We start from the raw sequence: 17,617 nt of genomic DNA, 5'->3' as shown, positions 1-17,617 counted from the left end.
CAAGGGGAGCGCGTAATGCCTATGGCATATGACCACTCCTGAGGGTGATCGGCAGCCCGCGCCGATGACGCCCCCGCCCCCCAGGTTCCCTCGCCGCCCCGCGGTCCTCTCCCCACCCCCTCGAATGCGACCATCGAAGGAGCGGGGACGAGAGGCAGGCGAGGCGGCGCGCATGAGCGACAGCACGGTGACGGAGGCGCTCAAGGCGCTGTACGAGGCAGGGCCGAGCGGCGGCAAGGGAGGCCGGGGAAGCCGGGGGCGTGGTGGCCGGCGTGGCGCGGGCGCCGGGAGCGGTGACGACCGGGCGCTGGACACGGCGGCCTCACTGCTCGCCGCCGACCCCGCCGCCGACGCCGAACTGAACCGGCGCGGCGAGGAGTTCGTCCACAGCCTGTGGGCACGGGGCTGGCAGCCCGCCGATCTCGTCCGGATGGCCCGCCGCGAACTCGACGACGAACACGTCCGCCTCCTCGCGGCGCTCGTCCGCACCGAGACCGCCCGGTACGAACGGCTGCCGCGCCGCTGGCAGGCCCAGCTCGACGCGCTCGACGACCTGCCCGTCTGGACGGCGCCCGACCGCTTCTCGTACGCGACCGCCGTCCTGCGGCTCTACCGGCTCCTCGTCCGGCTGCCCCGCCTCGACGCCGTCGGTCCCGCGCCCGGCGAGGCCCTGCCGCCCGCCACCATCGGCGAGCCGAAGACGCTGACCCGGATCAGGGCGCTGCTCGCGAAGGCGGAGGCGACCCCGTACCCGGAGGAGGCCGAGGCGCTGACCGCCAAGGCCCAGGAGCTGATGGCCCGGCACAGTCTCGACGAGGCGGGACTCGCGGCGGCGGGGCCCGCGTCAAAGACGCCGGGCGCGCTGCGGATCGGGGTGGACGCGCCGTACGAGCAGGCCAAGGCGATCCTTCTCGACGCGGTGGCGACGGCGAACCACTGCCGGGCCGTGTGGAACGAGGCCCTCGGCTTCTCCACGGTCGTCGGGTTCGAGGCCGACCTCGACCCGGTGGAGCTGCTCTACACCTCGCTGCTGGTGCAGGGGACGGCGGCGATGACCCGGGCCGAGGCCGAGCAGCGGGCCGGCGGACGCAAGCGGACCAAGTCCTTCCGGCAGTCCTTCCTCCTCGCCTACGCGAACCGGCTCGGCGCCCGTCTCGCCTCCACCAGCCGCCGGGTCGCCGCCGAGACCCCGACCTTGCTCCCGGTGCTCGCCTCCCGCGAGGTCGCGGTCGGCGCCCGTACCGACGAACTCTTCCCCGAGACCCGCGCGACCCGGGTCCGCGCCGCCTGGGACGAGGCGGGCTGGAACCACGGCACCTCGGCGGCCGACCAGGCGGGCCTGCGGGCCCCCGGGGCCCGGGGCGAGATCCGCCACTAGGCCCACGGGCTGCGGGATCCGGGCCGGCGGCCTGCCGGCCGGGTCTCCTGGCCTTGGGGCCGTCCGGCCCCGGGCCGCTCGTTGCCTGTGCCTCGCCGACCGTCGTACGGCCCGTGCCTCGCCGACCGTCGTACGGTCCGGGGGGCCCGCGCGGTCGTACGGTCCGGGGGTGCCCGCCCGCCTGCCGGATGCCACCAACCCCGGCGCTCGACCCGCTCGTGCCCTGGCGCCTGCCGCGCCATCACCCCGGCACTCGGGCCCGGCCCTGCCCCGTACGTCGGAACCCCCGTACGTCGGAACCCCCGTACGCCGGAACCCCCGTACGCCGGAACCCGGGCCCGGGCCGCCTGTCCCGCGTCGCCGGGCGCGCCGACTCGCCGGCCCCACCGCATCACCGCCCGGCCCCACCCCGCCTAACCGGATCGGCGCCACCCCAACCGCCCCGAATGCCCGGTTCATCCGCATCGCGGATAGGCTCGCCTCATGAGCTGGCTCCGGGCGCTGAAGGAGACCGCGCGCTCGGGGCTGACCGTCGAGCGGCGGCGGCTCGAACCGCTGATCGCCCTGCGCGGCGCGTTCGGTCTGGCGCTGGTCATCGGGGTCTCCCTGACCCTGTTCGGGGCCGAGGTGGCGGTGTCGTCGGCGTTCGGCGCGTTCCAGGCGGCGATCGCGACCTTCCAGCGCTCGTACCGCCCCCGCCCCACCCTCGCGCTCGCGTCCGGCGCGAGCCTCGCCGTCTCCACCTTCATCGGCTATCTGGTCGGCTGGAATCTCTTCCTCTTCATGATCCTGCTGGCCCTGTGGACCTTCCTCGCCGGGATGTCCTGGGCCGTCGGCCCGAACGTCGGCGTCATCGCCGCGTCCAACGTCGCGATGATGCTGATCACGGTCACCCTCCCCGGCTCCATCGCCGCGGCCGCCGGGCACGCCGCGATGATCATGGTCGGTGGTCTGGTGCAGGCCACGCTCGTCGTCCTGCTGCCGATCCGCCGCTGGGGCGCGCAGCGCGACGCGCTCGCCGACGCGCTCGCGGCCGAGGCCGACTACGCCCGGCGGCTGCGCCATGACCCGACCGCCGACTTCGACCCGCTGCCGCTGATGACGGCCCGCAGCGCCGCCGCCGTCACCCGCCGTCAGGCCCGCAGCCGCCCGTCCGAACTGTCCGGGGCGCGCGGGCTCGCCGAGCGGATCCGGCCGGTGCTCGCCTCGCTCGCGGACCCGGCGCTCGGCGTGCCGGCCGAAGGCCCGCAGCGGGACCGGGCGCGCGAGCTGCTGGCCGCCGCCGGCGAGATCCTGGACGCCGCCGCGCACGCGATCCGGCACGGCACCCCGGTCGCGCTGCGGCCCGCCGCCCTCGCCGTGCTCCGTACCCCGGACACCGGCGCGATCCTCACCGGCGCCCCGCGCCGGGCCGCGCACCGGCTCGCCGCGCTCCTCGACGACGTCGTCGAGGGGGCGGAGCCGAGCGGGGAGACGGCCCCGACCGCGCTGCGCCGCCCCACGCTCCTCGCGCTCGTGCCGGTCGCGATCCGCAAGGCGCAGGCCGAGCTGCGGCACGAGTCGCCCGTCCTGCGGCACGCCATGCGGGTGACGACGGTGGCGACGGCGGGTTACGCGCTCGGCACCGTCCTCCCGCTCGGCCACGGCTACTGGGCGCCGCTGGCCTCGGTGATGGTGATGCGCCCGGACTTCTCGCAGACGTACGAGCGGTCCGTCGCCCGTTTCATCGGCACCCTCGTCGGCGTGGCCCTGGCGACCGGGATCGTCCGCTACACCCATCCGGGCCCGTACCTCTCGGCGCTGCTCGCGGTGGTGTGCGCGTTCGGGATGTACCTGCTGATGCGTACGGGCTACGCCACGGGCCAGGTCTTCATCTCCGCGTACGTCGTCTTCCTGCTCGGCATGGCGGGCGCGGGCCTCGGGCAGACGGTCCGCGAACGCGTCCTGCTGACCCTGCTCGGCGGGCTCCTCGCGATGCTGGCCTACGCCGTCTACCCGGCCTGGGAGACCCCACGGCTGCGCAGCCGGCTCGGGGACTGGCTGAAAGCGGACGGGCGGTACGCGGCCGCGGTCGTCGGCCACTACGCGCAGCCCGCCGACACGGCGCTCGCGGACGTCCGCGAGACGCTGCTCTCGACACGGGCGGCCCGGATCGACTGGCAGGAGACCCTGGAGCGGGCCACCCACGAGCCGGTCCGGCACCGGGGGCTCTCGCACGCGGCGGCGCAGGACGCGGAGGAGGCGGTGTCGCAGTTCGGCCGGGCCGCGATGCTCCTGGAGGCCCACCTCCCCGAGCGCGGCTCCCCGCCCGTGGAGGGCGCGGCGGAGCTCGCGACGGCGCTGCGCAAGGTGACGGAACGAGGTGCGAAAGAGGTACGGGACCGCAAGACGCCGCGCTGGAACGAGCTGCGCACGCTGGTCGAGGCCTGGGAACGGGGGGAGGGGGCGCCCGACCACTTCCTGCTGCGGAAAGGGGCGGTGCTGCTCCTGGAGAAGCTGGACGAGGTGTCCGAGGCGCTGGAGAGCTGAGCGGGCGCGGAGGGCTGGGCCGCTGGGCCGGTCGGGGGATGGCCGGGAGTGTTCCGGGGGCTGTCCGCGCCCCGTCGGCGCCCCGTTCGGGCCCCTTCCGGACCCGCCCGGAAGGGATCGAACAGCCCCTTGCCGAAGGGGCTTTGACCTGGTCGACACGGTGAGTCGTGTAGTCGATACGCGACCCCTCGTGCACGTGCATCCGCGCGTGCATCTGCTCATGCAGAGGCACGTGAACAGGGCTATGATCCGAGCAAGTTGACACCTGCACCGATATCTCGGGGGAGCTCCCAGTGCACCACGCGCACCACGCGTACAACGGCATGGCGGCCACGGAGCTTCGTGGTGTCGTGTGGCAGAAGAGCCGGCACAGCAACTCCCAGGGGTCCTGCGTGGAGTTCGCCAAACTGCCCGGCGGCGAGGTCGCCGTGCGCAATTCGCGGTTCCCCGGCGGCCCCGCGCTCGTCTACACGCCCGCCGAGATCGAGGCGCTGCTGCTGGGCGTGAAGGACGGGGAGTTCGACCACCTGGTGTCACAGCTGTAGCACACGCGGTGCGGCGCTGCGCGGTGCGGTACGCGGAGGCGGCGGTGTCATCGGGAACGAACCCGGAGGGCCGATTCCCGGGCCGGGGGAGCCGAGAGCGGCGGGCACGAGAGCGGTGACACGAGAGCGGTGGCACGAGCAAGGGTCCCGGCGGCGACTGCCACCGGGACCCTTGCTCTCCCCCGTCCCCCGTATCCCCCTGTGTTTCCCCCGTTTTCCCCGGATCCCCCGTGACACCCGGGGAGCTTTTGCCGGCGTCGGAATCCGACGCCGGGCCGGCCGGCCGGTCGTCCCGTCCGCCGGCCGGCTCGTCAGTCCATCGGCTCGTCAGTCCATCGGCTCGTCAGTCCATCGGCCGGTCGGACGTCAGCCGGAACAGCGCCCAGACCACCTTGCCCTGGAGGGCGCCCGCGAGCGGGTGCCAGCCCCAGCCGTCGCTGAACGACTCGACGAGGAACAGCCCACGGCCGGATTCGGCCGAGCAGTCCTCGTCCCCCTGTCGTGCCGCCGGGCTGTCCTGGCTGGGGTCGCGCACCGCGCACACCAGGCGCGACGCCCAGTGCATGAGGTGCAGCCGGACGGGCGGATTCAGGCCATCCTGGCGCGGCGGTTCGGGCTCCCCCGGTACGGCGTGCCGCAGCGCGTTGGTGACCAGTTCCGACACGACGAGCGAGACATCGTCGAAGCGGTCGGCCAGGTTCCACTCGCCGAGCGTCGACCGGGTGAACCGCCGTGCGCCGCGCACCGCTTCGAAGCAGGTGGGCAGGGCGCAGGAGGCCGAATGGGAGACGGTGGTGGGATCGATCGGAGGAAGCCCTTGTCGTAACGGCTCCAGAATGGCCGATGCGTTCGTCCCCATGCGAGGCACTCCCGGGAATCGCGACGTGTGGTGCGACAACTGGTGCGACACGCGGCGACACGAACGAATACGCGGCTGCGCGGACACCATCGTTCCCAATGCACCCAAGGGATGCAAGGGCAGATGCACGTGCACGCGCCTGACCTGTCCGCCCGCGCGCCGATTCTGTGCATAAGTCGTCCGCCGCCCTCCGCCGTACGCGCCGAACCTGCCCGGAACGCGGCCCCGATGCGTGACCGCGTGTGTACGGGCTGAAGTGTTTAGTGGCAGAATCCGGGGCTCAGTGGGGGGCGTTCGGGGGCAGCACCGTGAATGGGGAGGCGTGAGCCGTGACGGCGGGCGAATCGAGCGGGGCGAGCGGGAGTGTGGTGCGCCGCATCCTGCTGGGCTCCCAGCTGAGGCGACTGCGCGAATCGCGTGGCATCACCCGGGAGGCCGCCGGATATTCGATCCGGGCATCCGAATCCAAGATCAGCCGTATGGAGTTGGGAAGGGTGAGCTTCAAGGCCAGGGACGTCGAGGACCTGCTCACGCTCTACGGAGTCCACGACGAGTCGGAGCGCGGGGCGCTCCTCGGTCTCGCGCGCGAGGCCAACCTGGCGGGCTGGTGGCACAGCTTCGGCGACGTCCTGCCCGGCTGGTTCCAGACGTACGTCGGCCTCGAAGGGGCCGCCTCCCTCATCCGTATCTACGAAGTCCAGTTCGTGCACGGCCTGTTGCAGGCCGAGGACTACGCCCACGCCGTCGTCGCGCGCGGCATCCCGGACGCCCCGCGGGCCGAGGTCGACCGCCGGGTCGCCCTCCGCCTGGAGCGGCAGAAGATCCTCTTCTCCGAGAACGCCCCGCGGCTGCACGCCGTCCTCGACGAGGCCGCGCTGCGCCGCCCGTACGGCGACCGAGCCGTGATGCGGGGGCAGTTGAGGCATCTCATCGAGATCTCCGAGCACCCGAACGTCACCCTCCAGGTCATGCCGTTCAGTTTCGGCGGACACGCGGGGGAGAGCGGTTCGTTCACGATGCTCAGGTTCCCCGAGTCGGACCTCTCCGACGTGGTCTATCTGGAGCAGCTCACCAGCGCCCTCTACCTGGACAAACGCGAGGAGGTGGCGCAGTACACGCGGGTGATGGAAAGGCTCCAGCAGGACAGTCCGGACCCTGCGGAAAGCCGCGACCTTCTCCGTGGTCTCCTGCAACTCACCTGATACATCAGTACGATGACGGCGTTTCAGTATGCGGAGCGCAATGCAGTGTGCAATGTGGAGTGACCGCCGTGACGCCGGCCAGGGCGCAACGGCCGTCCGCCGCCGATCGCCGTCGTCCGTCATCGCGGGCGGGTAAGGAGTCTCGTTCCCATGACGACGTCGATGTCCTCCCACTTCGCCGAACTCGCGCACCAGTACATCGACGGTGAGTGGAAGCCCGGCAGCGGCTCCTGGGACATCATCGACTTCGACCCGTACACCGGGGAGAAGCTCGCGGCGATCACCGTGGCCACGGCGGGCGAGGTCGACCTCGCCTACCGGGCCGCCGAGCGCGCCCAGACCGCGTGGGCCGCGACCAACCCGTACACCCGCCGCCTCGTCCTCGAACGCGCGCTGCGCCTCGTCGAGGAACGCGAGGAGGAGATCACCGCCCTCATCCGCGCCGAACTCGGCGGCACCCGGGTGAAGGCTGCCTTCGAACTGCACCTCGCCAAGGAGTTCCTGCGCGAGGCGGCCTCGCTGGCGCTGCGCTCCGAAGGCCGGATCCTGCCCTCCCCGGTGGACGGCAAGGAAAACCGGGTCTACCGCGAGCCGGTCGGGGTCGTCGGCGTCATCTCCCCGTTCAACTTCCCCTTCTTCCTCTCCCTCAAGGCGGTGGCACCGGCCCTCGCCCTCGGCAACGCCGTCGTGCTCAAGCCGCACCAGAACACCCCGGTCTGCGGCGGCACCCTCGTCGCGAAGATCCTGGAAGACGCGGGGCTGCCGGCCGGACTGCTGAACGTCGTCGTCACCGACATCGCCGAGATCGGCGACGCCCTCCTCACCCACCCCGTGCCGAAGGTGATCACCTTCACCGGCTCCGACCGCACCGGCAAGCACGTCGCCGCCGTCTGCGCCGGACACCTCAAGCAGACCGTGCTCGAACTCGGCGGCAACAGCGCCCTGATCGTCCTCGACGACGCCGACCTCGACTACGCGGTGGACGCGGCCGTCTTCAGCCGCTTCATCGACCAGGGTCAGGTCTGTATGGCCGCGGCCCGCGTCCTGGTGGACCGGTCCGTGGAGGCGGAGTTCACCGCGAAGTTCCTTGCCAAGGTCGAGAGCCTGCGCGTCGGCGACCCGTCCGACCCGGACACCCACATCGGCCCGCTCATCAGCCCCCAGCAGGCGCGGGCCGTCCAGGGGGTCGTCGACCAGGCCGTGGCGGGCGGTGCGACCGTACTGCTGCGCGGCACCGCGCAGGGCAGCCTCGTCTCCCCGACCGTCCTCACCGGCATCCCCGCCGACGCGCCCGTGCTCGGCCAGGAGGTCTTCGGACCGGTGGCCCTGATCGTGCCGTTCGACGGCGAGGACGATGCCGTACGGATCGCCAACGACACCCCGTACGGGCTCAGCGGCGCCGTCCACACCGGCGATATCGAGCGCGGGGTACGGGTCGCCAAGCGCATCCACACCGGCATGATCCACATCAACGACGGCACCGTGCACGACGAGCCGATCGTCCCGTTCGGCGGCGAGAAGCACTCGGGGGTGGGGCGGCTCAACGGCGACGCGATGATCGCGGCGTTCACCACCCAGAAGTGGATCTCGATCCAGTACGACCGGAGCACGTTCCCGTTCTGAGCCGGCCCCGGCCCCCGGCTCCGACCCCTGGCCCGGCCTTCGGCTTCCGGCGGGGCCGGCGCCCGGCGTCCGAAGCCTTCTCCGGGCCTTTTCCCGTCCCCTTCGCGCCGACTTTCCCAAGGCGGACACCCCCTGTCCTAGTCGGTCCCTAACGTGGCCCCTGTCGGTGAAGAAAACGACGAATTCCATTGCGGAAGCAGGGATGGCGGACATGACCACGACACTCCCCACGGATATGCCCGGCGACGAGCTCGGCACGCTGCTCAACTGTCTGGAGGCGCAGCGCGCCGCCCTCGTCCGGGCCTCCTACGGGCTCACCGAGGAGCAGGCGGCGAGCCGTCCGACCGCCAGTGAACTGAGCCTCTCCGGTCTGATCAAGCACGTGGCCGAGGGACAGACGAACTGGCTGCGGATGGCCCAGCGGAGGCCGAGCGAGGTACGGCGGAGCCCGGAGACCTGGCACGAGAGCTTCCGGCTGGTCGGCGAGGAGACGATCCCGCAGGCGCTCGCCTTCCTGGACTCCGTCAACAAGGAGCTGACCGAGTTCGTCCGGAGCGTGCCCAGCCTGGACGAAACCTTCCCGCTGCCCGACGTGCCCTGGTTCCCTCGGGGGGAGGTCTCGATCCGCTGGATGCTGCTCCATCTGATCCGTGAGATGGCCCAGCACACCGGCCATGCCGACATCATCCGGGAGTCCCTGGACGGCAAGACCTCCTCCGAACTGGTCGAGCTGGAAGCGGCCGAAGCGCACAAGGGCACGGAGAAGGAAGCGCGGTAGGAAGCGGAAGAGGCGGCGGAGACGGATCACCGTCTCTAGTCAACGTTGATCAGTTCCTCATTAGACTCGGGGCATGTCAGCGATCCGACTTCTCGTCCTGGGCGCGGTCGAACAGCACGGCCGCGCCCACGGCTACCAGGTCCGCAACGACCTGGAGTACTGGGGCGCGCACGAGTGGTCCCACGCCAAGCCCGGCTCGATCTACCACGCGCTCAAGCAGATGGAGAAGCAAGGACTGCTGCGCGCCCACGAGAGCGCGCCGAGCACGGCCGGTGGTCCGCCGCGGGTCGAGTACGAGATCACGGACGCGGGCCACGAGGAGTACCTGCGCCTGCTGCGCACCTCCCTCGCCACGTACGACCAGGCGACGGACGTTCTGTCGGCCGGCATCGGGTTCATGGTGGACCTGCCGCGCGCCGAGGTGACCGGGCTGCTGCGCGAGCGGCTGCGCGGCCTGGACGCGTGGCGCGCGGAGGTCACCACGTCCTACACGCCGGAGGGCGGGCCCGGACAGCTCGGCCACATCGGCGAGATCATGCACCTGTGGACGCACACCGCCGATGCCGGCCGGGCCTGGACCGCCGGACTGATCGAGCGGATCGAGGCGGGGGCGTACACCTTCGCGGGGGAGGGCGAACCCTTCGTGGGCGTCCTCGCCGACGGGCAGGAGAACCCGTACGCCCACTGAGGCGCCCCTGGCCCCGTCCGGCTTCCCGCCCCCCTCAGTGGTGGAACGAGGTCGCGGCCGTCTTGTCGTGGGTGAGCGGGCGGGGCTGGCGGCGCAGCTCGGGCAGCAGCCGTTTCAGGTCCTCCACGAACAGCTCGGCCAGATCGGCCGAGAAGCCGTTGCGGCAGACGACCCGCAGCACGGACAGGTCCTCCCGGTTCTTGGGGAAGGTGTACGCGGGCACCAGCCAGCCGCTCTCGCGCAGCCGCCGCGACACGTCGAAGACGTCGTAGGCGGTGACGTCCGGGCCCGTGGTGAAGGCGAAGACGGGCAGCTCGTTCCCCCGGGTGAGGAGCCGGAAGTCGCCCATGGCCTCGACCCGTTCGGACAGGCCGCGGGCGACGTCCCGGGCGGTCTGCTGGACCGCGCGGTAGCCGGCCCGGCCCAGCCGCAGGAACGTGTAGTACTGCGCGACCACCTGCGCGCCGGGCCGGGAGAAGTTGAGCGCGAAGGTCGGCATGTCGCCGCCGAGGTAGTTGACCCGGAACACCAGCTCCTCGGGCAGCTCCTCGGGGGTGCGCCACAGCGCCCAGCCGACCCCCGGATAGACGAGCCCGTACTTGTGCCCCGAGGTGTTGATCGAGGACACCCGGGGCTGCCGGAAGTCCCACTCCAGGTCCTCGTCGAGGAACGGCGCGATCATGCCGCCGGACGCCCCGTCGACATGGACGGGGATGTCGAGGCCGGTCCGTTCCTGGAGCGCGTCGAGCGCGGCGCACAGATCGGCGACGGGCTCGTAGGAGCCGTCGAAGGTGGAGCCGAGGACGGCGACGACACCGATGGTGTTCTCGTCGCAGAGCGCCGCCGCGGCCTCCGGATCGAGATGGAAACGCTCGCCTTCCATGGGGACGAGCCGGGGCTCGACCTCCCAGAAGTTGCAGAACTTCTCCCAGCAGACCTGCACGTTGATCCCCATGACCAGATTGGGGCGGGCGCCGGGGTAGCGGTCGGCGTTGCGCCTGGTCCAGCGCCGCTTGAGCGCCATTCCGGCGAGCATGCACGCCTCGGAGGAGCCGGTGGTGGAACAGCCGACGGCCGCCGACGGGTCGGGGGCGTGCCACAGCTGGGCGAGCATGGCGACGCAGCGGCGCTCCAGTTCGGCGGTGCGCGGGTACTCGTCCTTGTCGATCATGTTCTTGTCGCGGCACTCGTTCATCAGCACCCCGGCCTGCGGCTCCATCCAGGTGGTGACGAAGGTGGCCAGGTTGAGCCGCGAGTTGCCGTCGAGCATCAGCTCGTCGCGTACCAGCTGGTACGCGCTCATCGGCGGCAGCGGCCCGTCGGGCAGCCGGTGACGCGGTGGGGCCTCGGTCATGCCGCCGACGGGGTTGGCCTCGCCGTAGAACGGGTTGAAGGCCAGTTTCCGGAACGGCTTCTCGGCCTCCGGCTCCTCGGGGCCCTTGTGCAGCGCCACGGTGGACTCCTTCCGGTGAGTGCGGGAGATGCGGGGGATGTGACGGATACGGGGGTGTCGGGGACGGCGGGGGTACGGCCCTGGGGCGGGCGGGCCTCAGCGCAGGGCGTGACCGCCCTCGTCGAGTTCCAGCAGGGGGCGTCCGGTGACGGCCAGCCAGGCGGGCAGGGACGCGAGACAGAGCAGCGCGAGGACCGCCGGGGAGGCGGCGACGACGGCGGCGACGAAGAGGCTCACCCAGCCCTGCCGGGTGGTGGCGAGCAGCACACCGAGGACCGCGGAGGAGACCGCCACCGCCGGATGGATCGCGGGCACCACCGCCTGGGCGGCCAGCCCGAACGCGGCGCCGATGAAGACCATGGGGAAGACCCGGCCGCCGCGGAAGCCGGCCGAGGCGGCGACCAGCAGCGCGGCCGACTTGACCACGGCCAGGCCGAGCAGCTCGCCCCAGCCGTAGGAGGCGGAGGAAGTGACCAGTTCACGGGTCTCGGTCAGGCCCTTGAAGAGGGTCAGATGCCCGCCGAGGACCCCGAGCAGGCCGAGGACGAGCCCGCCGAGCGGCAGCACCAGCATCGGATGCCGGAGCCGGCCGAGAGCCCGGTGGAGGGCGGGGAACACCGCGCAGGCGAGCAGCCCGAAGAACGCCGCGAGCGTCGCGACGACGAGGGCGGCGAGCAGATCCCCGAAGCCGGGGGAGTCCAGCGGCGGCAGCCCCATGGCGAAGCTGGGGTGCGAGGCCAGCTGGGTGGTCAGCGCCCCGGCACCGGCCGCCACCAGCGGCGCGAACAGCCGGTCCCACAGCGAACCGCCCGCCCCGCCCGCCCCGCCGGGCCGAGGCGCCCCCGGCTTGGCGGCGAGGGTCTCGGACAGGACGAGCGCGGCGGCCACGGGCGTGCCGAACAGGGCGCCGAAGGTTCCCGCGGTGGCGAGCCCCACCCACAGCGCGCCCGGCGGCGCCGGCCGGCCCGGGCGGGCGGCCAGCCGGCCGAGCCAGTACGCGAGGGCGACGGCCGCCGCGATCGTCGGGTTCTCCGGACCGAGACTGACCCCGCCGGCCAGCGACAGGGTGCTGGCCAGCAGCAGCCCGGGCACCACCCCGGCGGCGAGCGGCGGCCCGCCGAGCCCCGAGGCCGCCGGATCGGGCCCCGCGTGCCCGTACACCTTCCAGACGACCAGTCCCACCGCGATCCCGGTCGCCGTGAGTACGGAGATCATCCACAGCGCGGAGTAGCGGCCGATGCCCAGCGCGTCCGGCAGGGTGGACCACAGCACGTGCTGGAGCTGTTCGGCCAGCGCGCTGATGCCCAGGAACAGCAGCCCCGCGCCCACCCCGACCACCAGCGCGGGCAGGATCTGGGGCAGCAGCGTCCTCAGGGGCGTCCCGGGGACGGGAGTGGGGGCGGGTGCTTCGACGGCCACGGGCCCACCATAAGCGGGCAAAAGGGGCGCGACATCCTGAGAATCGGGTCGGTCCGGGGCTTGCACCTCACGTCGCGTCAGGACTCAGAGTGGGACGCGACCAGTACGGGAAGCGGAGGAAAACCGATGGAGTACGCGGTCGGACAGGTCGCCGGGTTCGCCGGGATCACGGTGCGCACCCTGCACCACTACGACGCCATCGGACTGCTCTCCCCGAGCGGCCGCAGCACGGCGGGCCACCGCCGTTACGGCGACGCCGACCTCGACCGGCTCCAGCAGATCCTGTTCTATCGGGAGCTCGGCTTCCCCCTCGAAGAGGTCGCCGTCCTCCTGGACGACCCCGGCGCGGACCCGCGCGCACACCTGCGACGGCAGCACCGGCTGCTCACCGTCCGCATCGGGGAACTCCAGCGGATGGCGGCGGCCGTCGCACACGCCATGGAGGCGAAACGTATGGGCATCAACCTCACGCCCGAGGAGAAATTCGAGGTCTTCGGCCACAAGGACCCCGAGCGGTACGCCGAGGAGTCGGCCCGCAGGTGGGGCGGCACCGACACCTACGAACGCACCCAGGAGCGCGTCGCCGCGTACACCAAGGACGACTGGCAGCGCATGAAGAACGAGATCGACGCCTGGGGCACCGCCTACGCGGCCCTCATGGACGCCGGCGAGCAGCCCGGCTCCGCGCTCGCCATGGACCTGGCCGAGGCCCACCGCGCCCACATCACCACCTGGTTCTTCGACTGCCACCCGAAGGTCCACCAGCACCTCGCCGAGAGCTACGTCGCCGACGAGAACTACCGGGCCTTCTACGACTCGATCCACGAGGGCCTCGCGGAGCACCTGCGCGCCGCGATCCATGCCAACGCGCGCCGCCTGGCCGCCTGACCCACCCGCGCGACCGGGTGCCGGGAGCGGGGCCGGCCTCGGCCCGCCGGGCCGCCGGCCCGGCCCGGCTCCGCAATGGCTCCCCGACTCCGTCCGGACGGATCAGGCGCGCGGCGCGATCACCACGGCCGTGCCGTAGGCGCACACCTCCGTACCCACGTCGGCGGCCTCCGTGACATCGAAGCGGAACATCAGCACCGCGTTCGCGCCGCGCGCCCGCGCCTGCTCCACCAGTCTTTCCATCGCCTGGTTGCGGGTCTCCACCAGAGTCTTCGTCAGACCCTTCAGCTCACCGCCGACCAGCGACTTCAGCCCGGCGCCGATCTGGCTGCCGATGTGCCGCGAGCGGACGGTCAGTCCGAAGACCTCGCCGATGACCTGCTTGACCTCGTATCCCGGCACGTCGTTGGTGGTCACCACCAGCACGTCCGACTGGGACGTCTGACCGCCGCCGTACTCCTCGATGCCCATGCGCATGTACCTCCTGGCCCCTGCTTTTCCTGCTTCAAGCTTGGCTTCCGCCAAGATCGTACGCATCCGGGAAAGCCCCCATACGTCCCTGAGTCCCCCCTGAGGCACCCCGGATCGCCCGCCGGATCCACCCTTTCCGGCCCTTGCCCCGCACCCGGTCCCCACGCCCGCCCCGCACCCCGACTCCGTGCCCGCCCCGCCCCCGCCCCGCGCCGGTCTTCGGGCCCCCGGGCGTGGATCGCTGGAACCGTGGGTGTTCACTTCGCGTTGATAGCGTGGATGGGGTCGTCCGTACGACAATCCTTCGCAGGCCCCCCGCCTCAGCCCCGCCCCCACCGACCGCAGGAGTCCGGAACCCGTGAACACGCTTGCCCTCGGACCGAGCTGGCTGGACCCGGACTATCTGATCCAGACCTTCGGCCTGATCGGCGTCCTCGTCATCATCTTCGCCGAGTCGGGACTGCTCATCGGCTTCTTCCTGCCCGGTGACTCGCTGCTCTTCACCACCGGCCTGCTCGTCACCACGAACAAGCTGGACACCCCGCTGTGGGCGGTGTGCGCGATGGTGGTCGCGGCGGCCGTACTCGGCGACCAGGTCGGCTATCTCTTCGGCCGCAAGGTCGGCCCGGCCCTCTTCACGCGCCCCGACTCCAAGCTGTTCAAGCAGGAGAACGTCGAGAAGGCGCACGAGTTCTTCGAGAAGCACGGCCCGAAGTCGCTGATCCTGGCCCGCTTCGTGCCGATCGTCCGCACCTTCACGCCGATCATCGCCGGCGTCAGCCGGATGAACTACCGCTCCTTCATCGTCTTCAACCTCATCGGCGGTCTGCTGTGGGGCGCCGGCGTGACGCTGCTCGGCTCGGCGCTCGGCAAGATCGAGTTCGTCAACAAGCACATCGAGCTGATCCTCGTCGGGATCGTGCTGATCTCCGTCGTCCCGGTCGCCATCGAGGTCCTGCGCGCCCGCGCCCAGGCCAAGAAGAACCCCGCGCCGCAGACGTACGACGCCCACGACGCCCACGGTGACCAGGGCACGTACGGGGACCAGGGCTCGTACGGGGACCAGGGTTCGTACGGCAGCCAGGGCGCGTACGGCGACCACGGCGACCAGGGCACATACGGCAGCCAGGGTTCGTACGGGGACCAGGGCTCGTACGGCAGCCAGGGCACCTACGGCAGCCAGGGCACCTACGGCAGCCAGGACTCGTACGGTGACCAGGGCACCTACGGCAGCCAGGACTCGTACGGTGACCAGGGCACCTACGGCAGCCAGGGCACCTACGGAGACCAGGGCTCGTACGGCAGCCAGGGCACCTACGGTACCCACGGCGACCAGGGCGGCTACGGCGACCAGGGCACCCACGGCACCGGCGGCCCCCAGAACCCGCCGCCGGAGCGCGGCCGCCACGCCAAGCGCTGACACGACACGACGGTGGCCCGGCACCCCCCGAGGGGTGCCGGGCCACCGTCGTACCCGCGTCCGGGGTCAGAAGCCTCGGGTCCGCTTCGCCGCCCGGCGGGCCGCCGCCGCGCCCGGAGCCTGCATGAACATGCGGGCCAGTTCGCTTCCGAGGTTCACCCCGATGGCGATCGCCAGCGCCAGCGCCGCCGCCTTCGCCAGCGAGGTGAAGCCCGCGTCCAGGTTGTTCTGGGCTATCGCGAGGACACCGAAGTACGTCGCCGAACCGGGCAGCAGCGGACCGATCGCCGCCGTCACGTACGGCAGCGACGAGGTGTGGTGGTAGCGGGCGATCAGCTGGCCGAACAGACCGACCAGACCGGCCGCCACCGCCGTCGCGACGACCGCGGACCCGCCCGCCGTCACCGCTATCGACGCGTAGATCACCCAGGCGACCCCGCCGTTCAGCGTCGCGAACAGCACCGTCGCCCGCGACTGCTGCAACAGGATGGCGAAGGTCAGGCACAGCACCATCGACGCCAGGATCTGCACCACCGGCCGCTCCACCGGCCGCAGGACGCCCTCCGGGTTCAGCGGCGCCCCGATCTGCACCGCCAGGTACAGCACCGACAGCACGCCCACCACGATCGCGACGAAGAAGTACCCGACTTCGAGGAGCCGGGCCGAGGCCGTGATGTAGAAGCCGGTCAGCCCGTCTTGAACGGCCGCGACCAGCGCCCGCCCCGGGATCAGCGCGAACAGTCCACCGGTGATCACCGCCGACGGCCGCAGATCGGCGTGCAGCACCGTCAGGGCCACCCCCATCGCCGCCGGCGGCATCGCCGCGACGAGGAACTGGTAGAACTCCGGCAGCCCCTGACCCGCGCACAGCCACGCCAGCCGGTCGCCGAGCATCGCGCCGAGCGCCGCCACGAAGAACACCGTCGGACCACCGCCGAGCAGCACCGACGCCGCGCCCGCCAGTACTCCGGCCGCGGCCGTGAGCACCCAGCCGGGGTAGGGGTGCCGGTTGCGCCGGATCTCCGCGAGCCGCCGGTACGCCTCCTCCGGCGGTACGTCGTGGTCCGGGTCGGCGATGTCGGCGAGCAGCAGGTACACCGCCGCGAGCCGGGTGTAGTCGGTGCCCCGGCGCCGGACCGTGCGGTTCGCGGTCACCGGGTCGTCCACCAGCGAGGGCTGATGGGTGATCGACAGGAGCGTGAACGTCACCGTCGGCTCGCAACGGTCAAGCCCGTACGAGCGGCAGATCGCGAACATCGCCGCCTCGACGTCCTCCGCGCCCTCGCCGCCCGCGAGCAGCAGCTCGCCGATACGCAGCGTCAGGTCGAAGACACGGGCGACCGACGGCCCCGCCTCGTCCTCCGCGTGCACCGTCTCCGGCACCGGCCGGTCGGCCAGCGGCAGCCGCAGCATGGTCCGCATCCGGTCCTGCCAGGGCGCGTCCTCCGACATCCGCACCAGCGGTATGCCGTACGCGGGAGTGAAGGCGGGCGGTGAGGTCTTCGTCGAATACGTCGCCGGTTTCGCGAAGGCGGAACCTTCCTGCTCCGGCGTGGACGGCGCGGACTCCGGCGCGAAACCGCTCGGCAGCGCGAATTCGGACGTCGAATGCTGCTCGTCCTCCACCGGCTCCGGCGTCTCCACCCCGGCCGGCGGTACGAACGCGCTGCGAGCCTCGTCCGATTGCGGCTTCCGGTCCTCCGGCGCCTCGTCGGGCCCCTCCGGTTCCGCCACCACTCTGTCCGCCCTCATTTTGGCCTGGTACCCGTACCGCCGGATCCCATTCCGGTTCGGCTGATGCCCAGTATGTACGCGCGAAGGGCGGCGCACCTCAGCAGGTGCGCCGCCCTTCGTGAGCCGGGAGACCGTCAGTGGCCGCCCTGCTCCTTGAAGCGCTCGTAGGACTTCACGATCTCGGCCTCGGCCTCGACGCGGCCGACCCAGTCGGCGCCCTCGACGGACTTGCCCGGCTCCAGGTCCTTGTAGACCTCGAAGAAGTGCTGGATCTCCAGGCGGTCGAACTCCGGCACGTGGTGGATGTCGCGCAGGTGCTCCATGCGCGGGTCCGTCGCCGGGACGACCAGCAGCTTGTCGTCGCCGCCGGCCTCGTCCGTCATGCGGAACATGCCGATGGCGCGGCACTTCACGAGGCAGCCCGGGAAGGTCGGCTCGTCCAGGATGACCAGCGCGTCCAGCGGGTCGCCGTCCTCACCGAGGGTGTTCTCGACGAAGCCGTAGTCCGCCGGGTAGGCGGTCGACGTGAAGAGGCGGCGGTCCAGGCGGATCCGACCGGTCTCGTGGTCGACCTCGTACTTGTTCCGCGACCCCTTCGGGATCTCGATGGTGACGTCGAACTCCACGGGT

15 protein-coding genes are annotated in these 17,617 nt (G+C 71.8%); 9 read left to right on the top strand and 6 right to left on the bottom strand.

The window, feature by feature from the left end; translation table 11 throughout:
* The first annotated feature begins 172 nt into the window (after positions 1-172).
* The 3 genes from ACGFRB_RS17075 (at position 173) to ACGFRB_RS17065 (ending at position 4,452) form a co-directional block, all read left to right on the top strand.
* Complete coding sequence (locus ACGFRB_RS17075; protein ID WP_393243778.1) at positions 173-1,378, top strand: DUF2786 domain-containing protein; 1,206 nt, start codon at positions 173-175, stop codon at positions 1,376-1,378.
* A gap of 483 nt (positions 1,379-1,861) precedes the next feature.
* On the top strand, positions 1,862-3,907 hold the full coding sequence (locus ACGFRB_RS17070) for an FUSC family protein (RefSeq protein ID WP_393243776.1): 2,046 nt from the start codon (positions 1,862-1,864) through the stop codon (positions 3,905-3,907).
* Positions 3,908-4,230: 323 nt separating this feature from the next.
* Positions 4,231-4,452, top strand: coding sequence for a DUF397 domain-containing protein (locus ACGFRB_RS17065; RefSeq protein WP_361234364.1), 222 nt, complete (start codon positions 4,231-4,233; stop codon positions 4,450-4,452).
* 343 nt (positions 4,453-4,795) lie between these two features.
* On the opposite strand, the gene ACGFRB_RS17060 is transcribed toward ACGFRB_RS17065, so the two are convergent.
* Positions 4,796-5,311 (bottom strand): ATP-binding protein, encoded by a 516-nt coding sequence (locus ACGFRB_RS17060; RefSeq protein ID WP_393243775.1) that lies wholly within the window; start codon positions 5,309-5,311, stop codon positions 4,796-4,798.
* A 329-nt stretch (positions 5,312-5,640) separates the two neighbouring features.
* Here ACGFRB_RS17060 and ACGFRB_RS17055 point away from each other — a divergent pair, with 329 nt between their 5' ends.
* From ACGFRB_RS17055 to ACGFRB_RS17040, 4 genes are all read left to right on the top strand, one after another.
* Positions 5,641-6,513 carry a helix-turn-helix transcriptional regulator gene (locus ACGFRB_RS17055; protein ID WP_363005392.1) on the top strand — a complete coding sequence of 291 codons (873 nt, stop codon included), beginning with the start codon at positions 5,641-5,643 and terminating at the stop codon, positions 6,511-6,513.
* A gap of 162 nt (positions 6,514-6,675) precedes the next feature.
* Entirely contained in the window at positions 6,676-8,136 is a 1,461-nt protein-coding gene (locus ACGFRB_RS17050; protein ID WP_393244149.1) for an aldehyde dehydrogenase family protein, read from the top strand.
* Between the two features lie 211 nt (positions 8,137-8,347).
* On the top strand, positions 8,348-8,914 hold the full coding sequence (locus ACGFRB_RS17045; protein ID WP_393243773.1) for a DinB family protein: 567 nt from the start codon (positions 8,348-8,350) through the stop codon (positions 8,912-8,914).
* 73 nt (positions 8,915-8,987) lie between these two features.
* A complete protein-coding gene (locus ACGFRB_RS17040; protein WP_393243771.1) occupies positions 8,988-9,602 on the top strand; it encodes a PadR family transcriptional regulator in 615 nt (204 codons plus the stop codon).
* Positions 9,603-9,636: 34 nt separating this feature from the next.
* Here ACGFRB_RS17040 and ACGFRB_RS17035 read toward each other — a convergent pair whose 3' ends face one another.
* On the bottom strand, positions 9,637-11,055 hold the full coding sequence (locus ACGFRB_RS17035) for a glutamate decarboxylase (RefSeq protein WP_363005386.1): 1,419 nt from the start codon (positions 11,053-11,055) through the stop codon (positions 9,637-9,639).
* A 96-nt stretch (positions 11,056-11,151) separates the two neighbouring features.
* Positions 11,152-12,474 carry an ion channel protein gene (locus tag ACGFRB_RS17030; protein WP_393243769.1) on the bottom strand — a complete coding sequence of 441 codons (1,323 nt, stop codon included), beginning with the start codon at positions 12,472-12,474 and terminating at the stop codon, positions 11,152-11,154.
* A gap of 126 nt (positions 12,475-12,600) precedes the next feature.
* On the opposite strand from ACGFRB_RS17030, the gene ACGFRB_RS17025 reads away from it, so the two are divergent.
* Positions 12,601-13,362, top strand: a complete 762-nt coding sequence (locus ACGFRB_RS17025; RefSeq protein ID WP_393243767.1) for a MerR family transcriptional regulator — start codon at positions 12,601-12,603, stop codon at positions 13,360-13,362.
* Positions 13,363-13,464: 102 nt separating this feature from the next.
* Here the strand turns inward: ACGFRB_RS17025 and ACGFRB_RS17020 are convergent, their stop codons facing one another.
* Positions 13,465-13,833 (bottom strand): YbjQ family protein, encoded by a 369-nt coding sequence (locus ACGFRB_RS17020; protein WP_361233793.1) that lies wholly within the window; start codon positions 13,831-13,833, stop codon positions 13,465-13,467.
* A gap of 358 nt (positions 13,834-14,191) precedes the next feature.
* On the opposite strand from ACGFRB_RS17020, the gene ACGFRB_RS17015 reads away from it, so the two are divergent.
* A complete protein-coding gene (locus ACGFRB_RS17015; protein WP_393243765.1) occupies positions 14,192-15,253 on the top strand; it encodes a VTT domain-containing protein in 1,062 nt (353 codons plus the stop codon).
* A gap of 66 nt (positions 15,254-15,319) precedes the next feature.
* On the opposite strand, the gene ACGFRB_RS17010 is transcribed toward ACGFRB_RS17015, so the two are convergent.
* Positions 15,320-16,990, bottom strand: coding sequence for a threonine/serine exporter ThrE family protein (locus ACGFRB_RS17010; RefSeq protein ID WP_393244147.1), 1,671 nt, complete (start codon positions 16,988-16,990; stop codon positions 15,320-15,322).
* A 131-nt stretch (positions 16,991-17,121) separates the two neighbouring features.
* Positions 17,122-17,613: an inorganic diphosphatase gene (locus ACGFRB_RS17005; protein WP_361233783.1), complete on the bottom strand. Its 492-nt coding sequence runs from the start codon at positions 17,611-17,613 to the stop codon at positions 17,122-17,124.
* Positions 17,614-17,617 lie beyond the last annotated feature (4 nt).

It is taken from the genome of Streptomyces sp. NPDC048718 (assembly GCF_043198875.1).
Classification (GTDB): domain Bacteria; phylum Actinomycetota; class Actinomycetes; order Streptomycetales; family Streptomycetaceae; genus Streptomyces.
The sequence above is the reverse complement of the archived record's forward strand: the minus strand, read 5'-3'. Positions and strand labels throughout refer to the sequence as shown.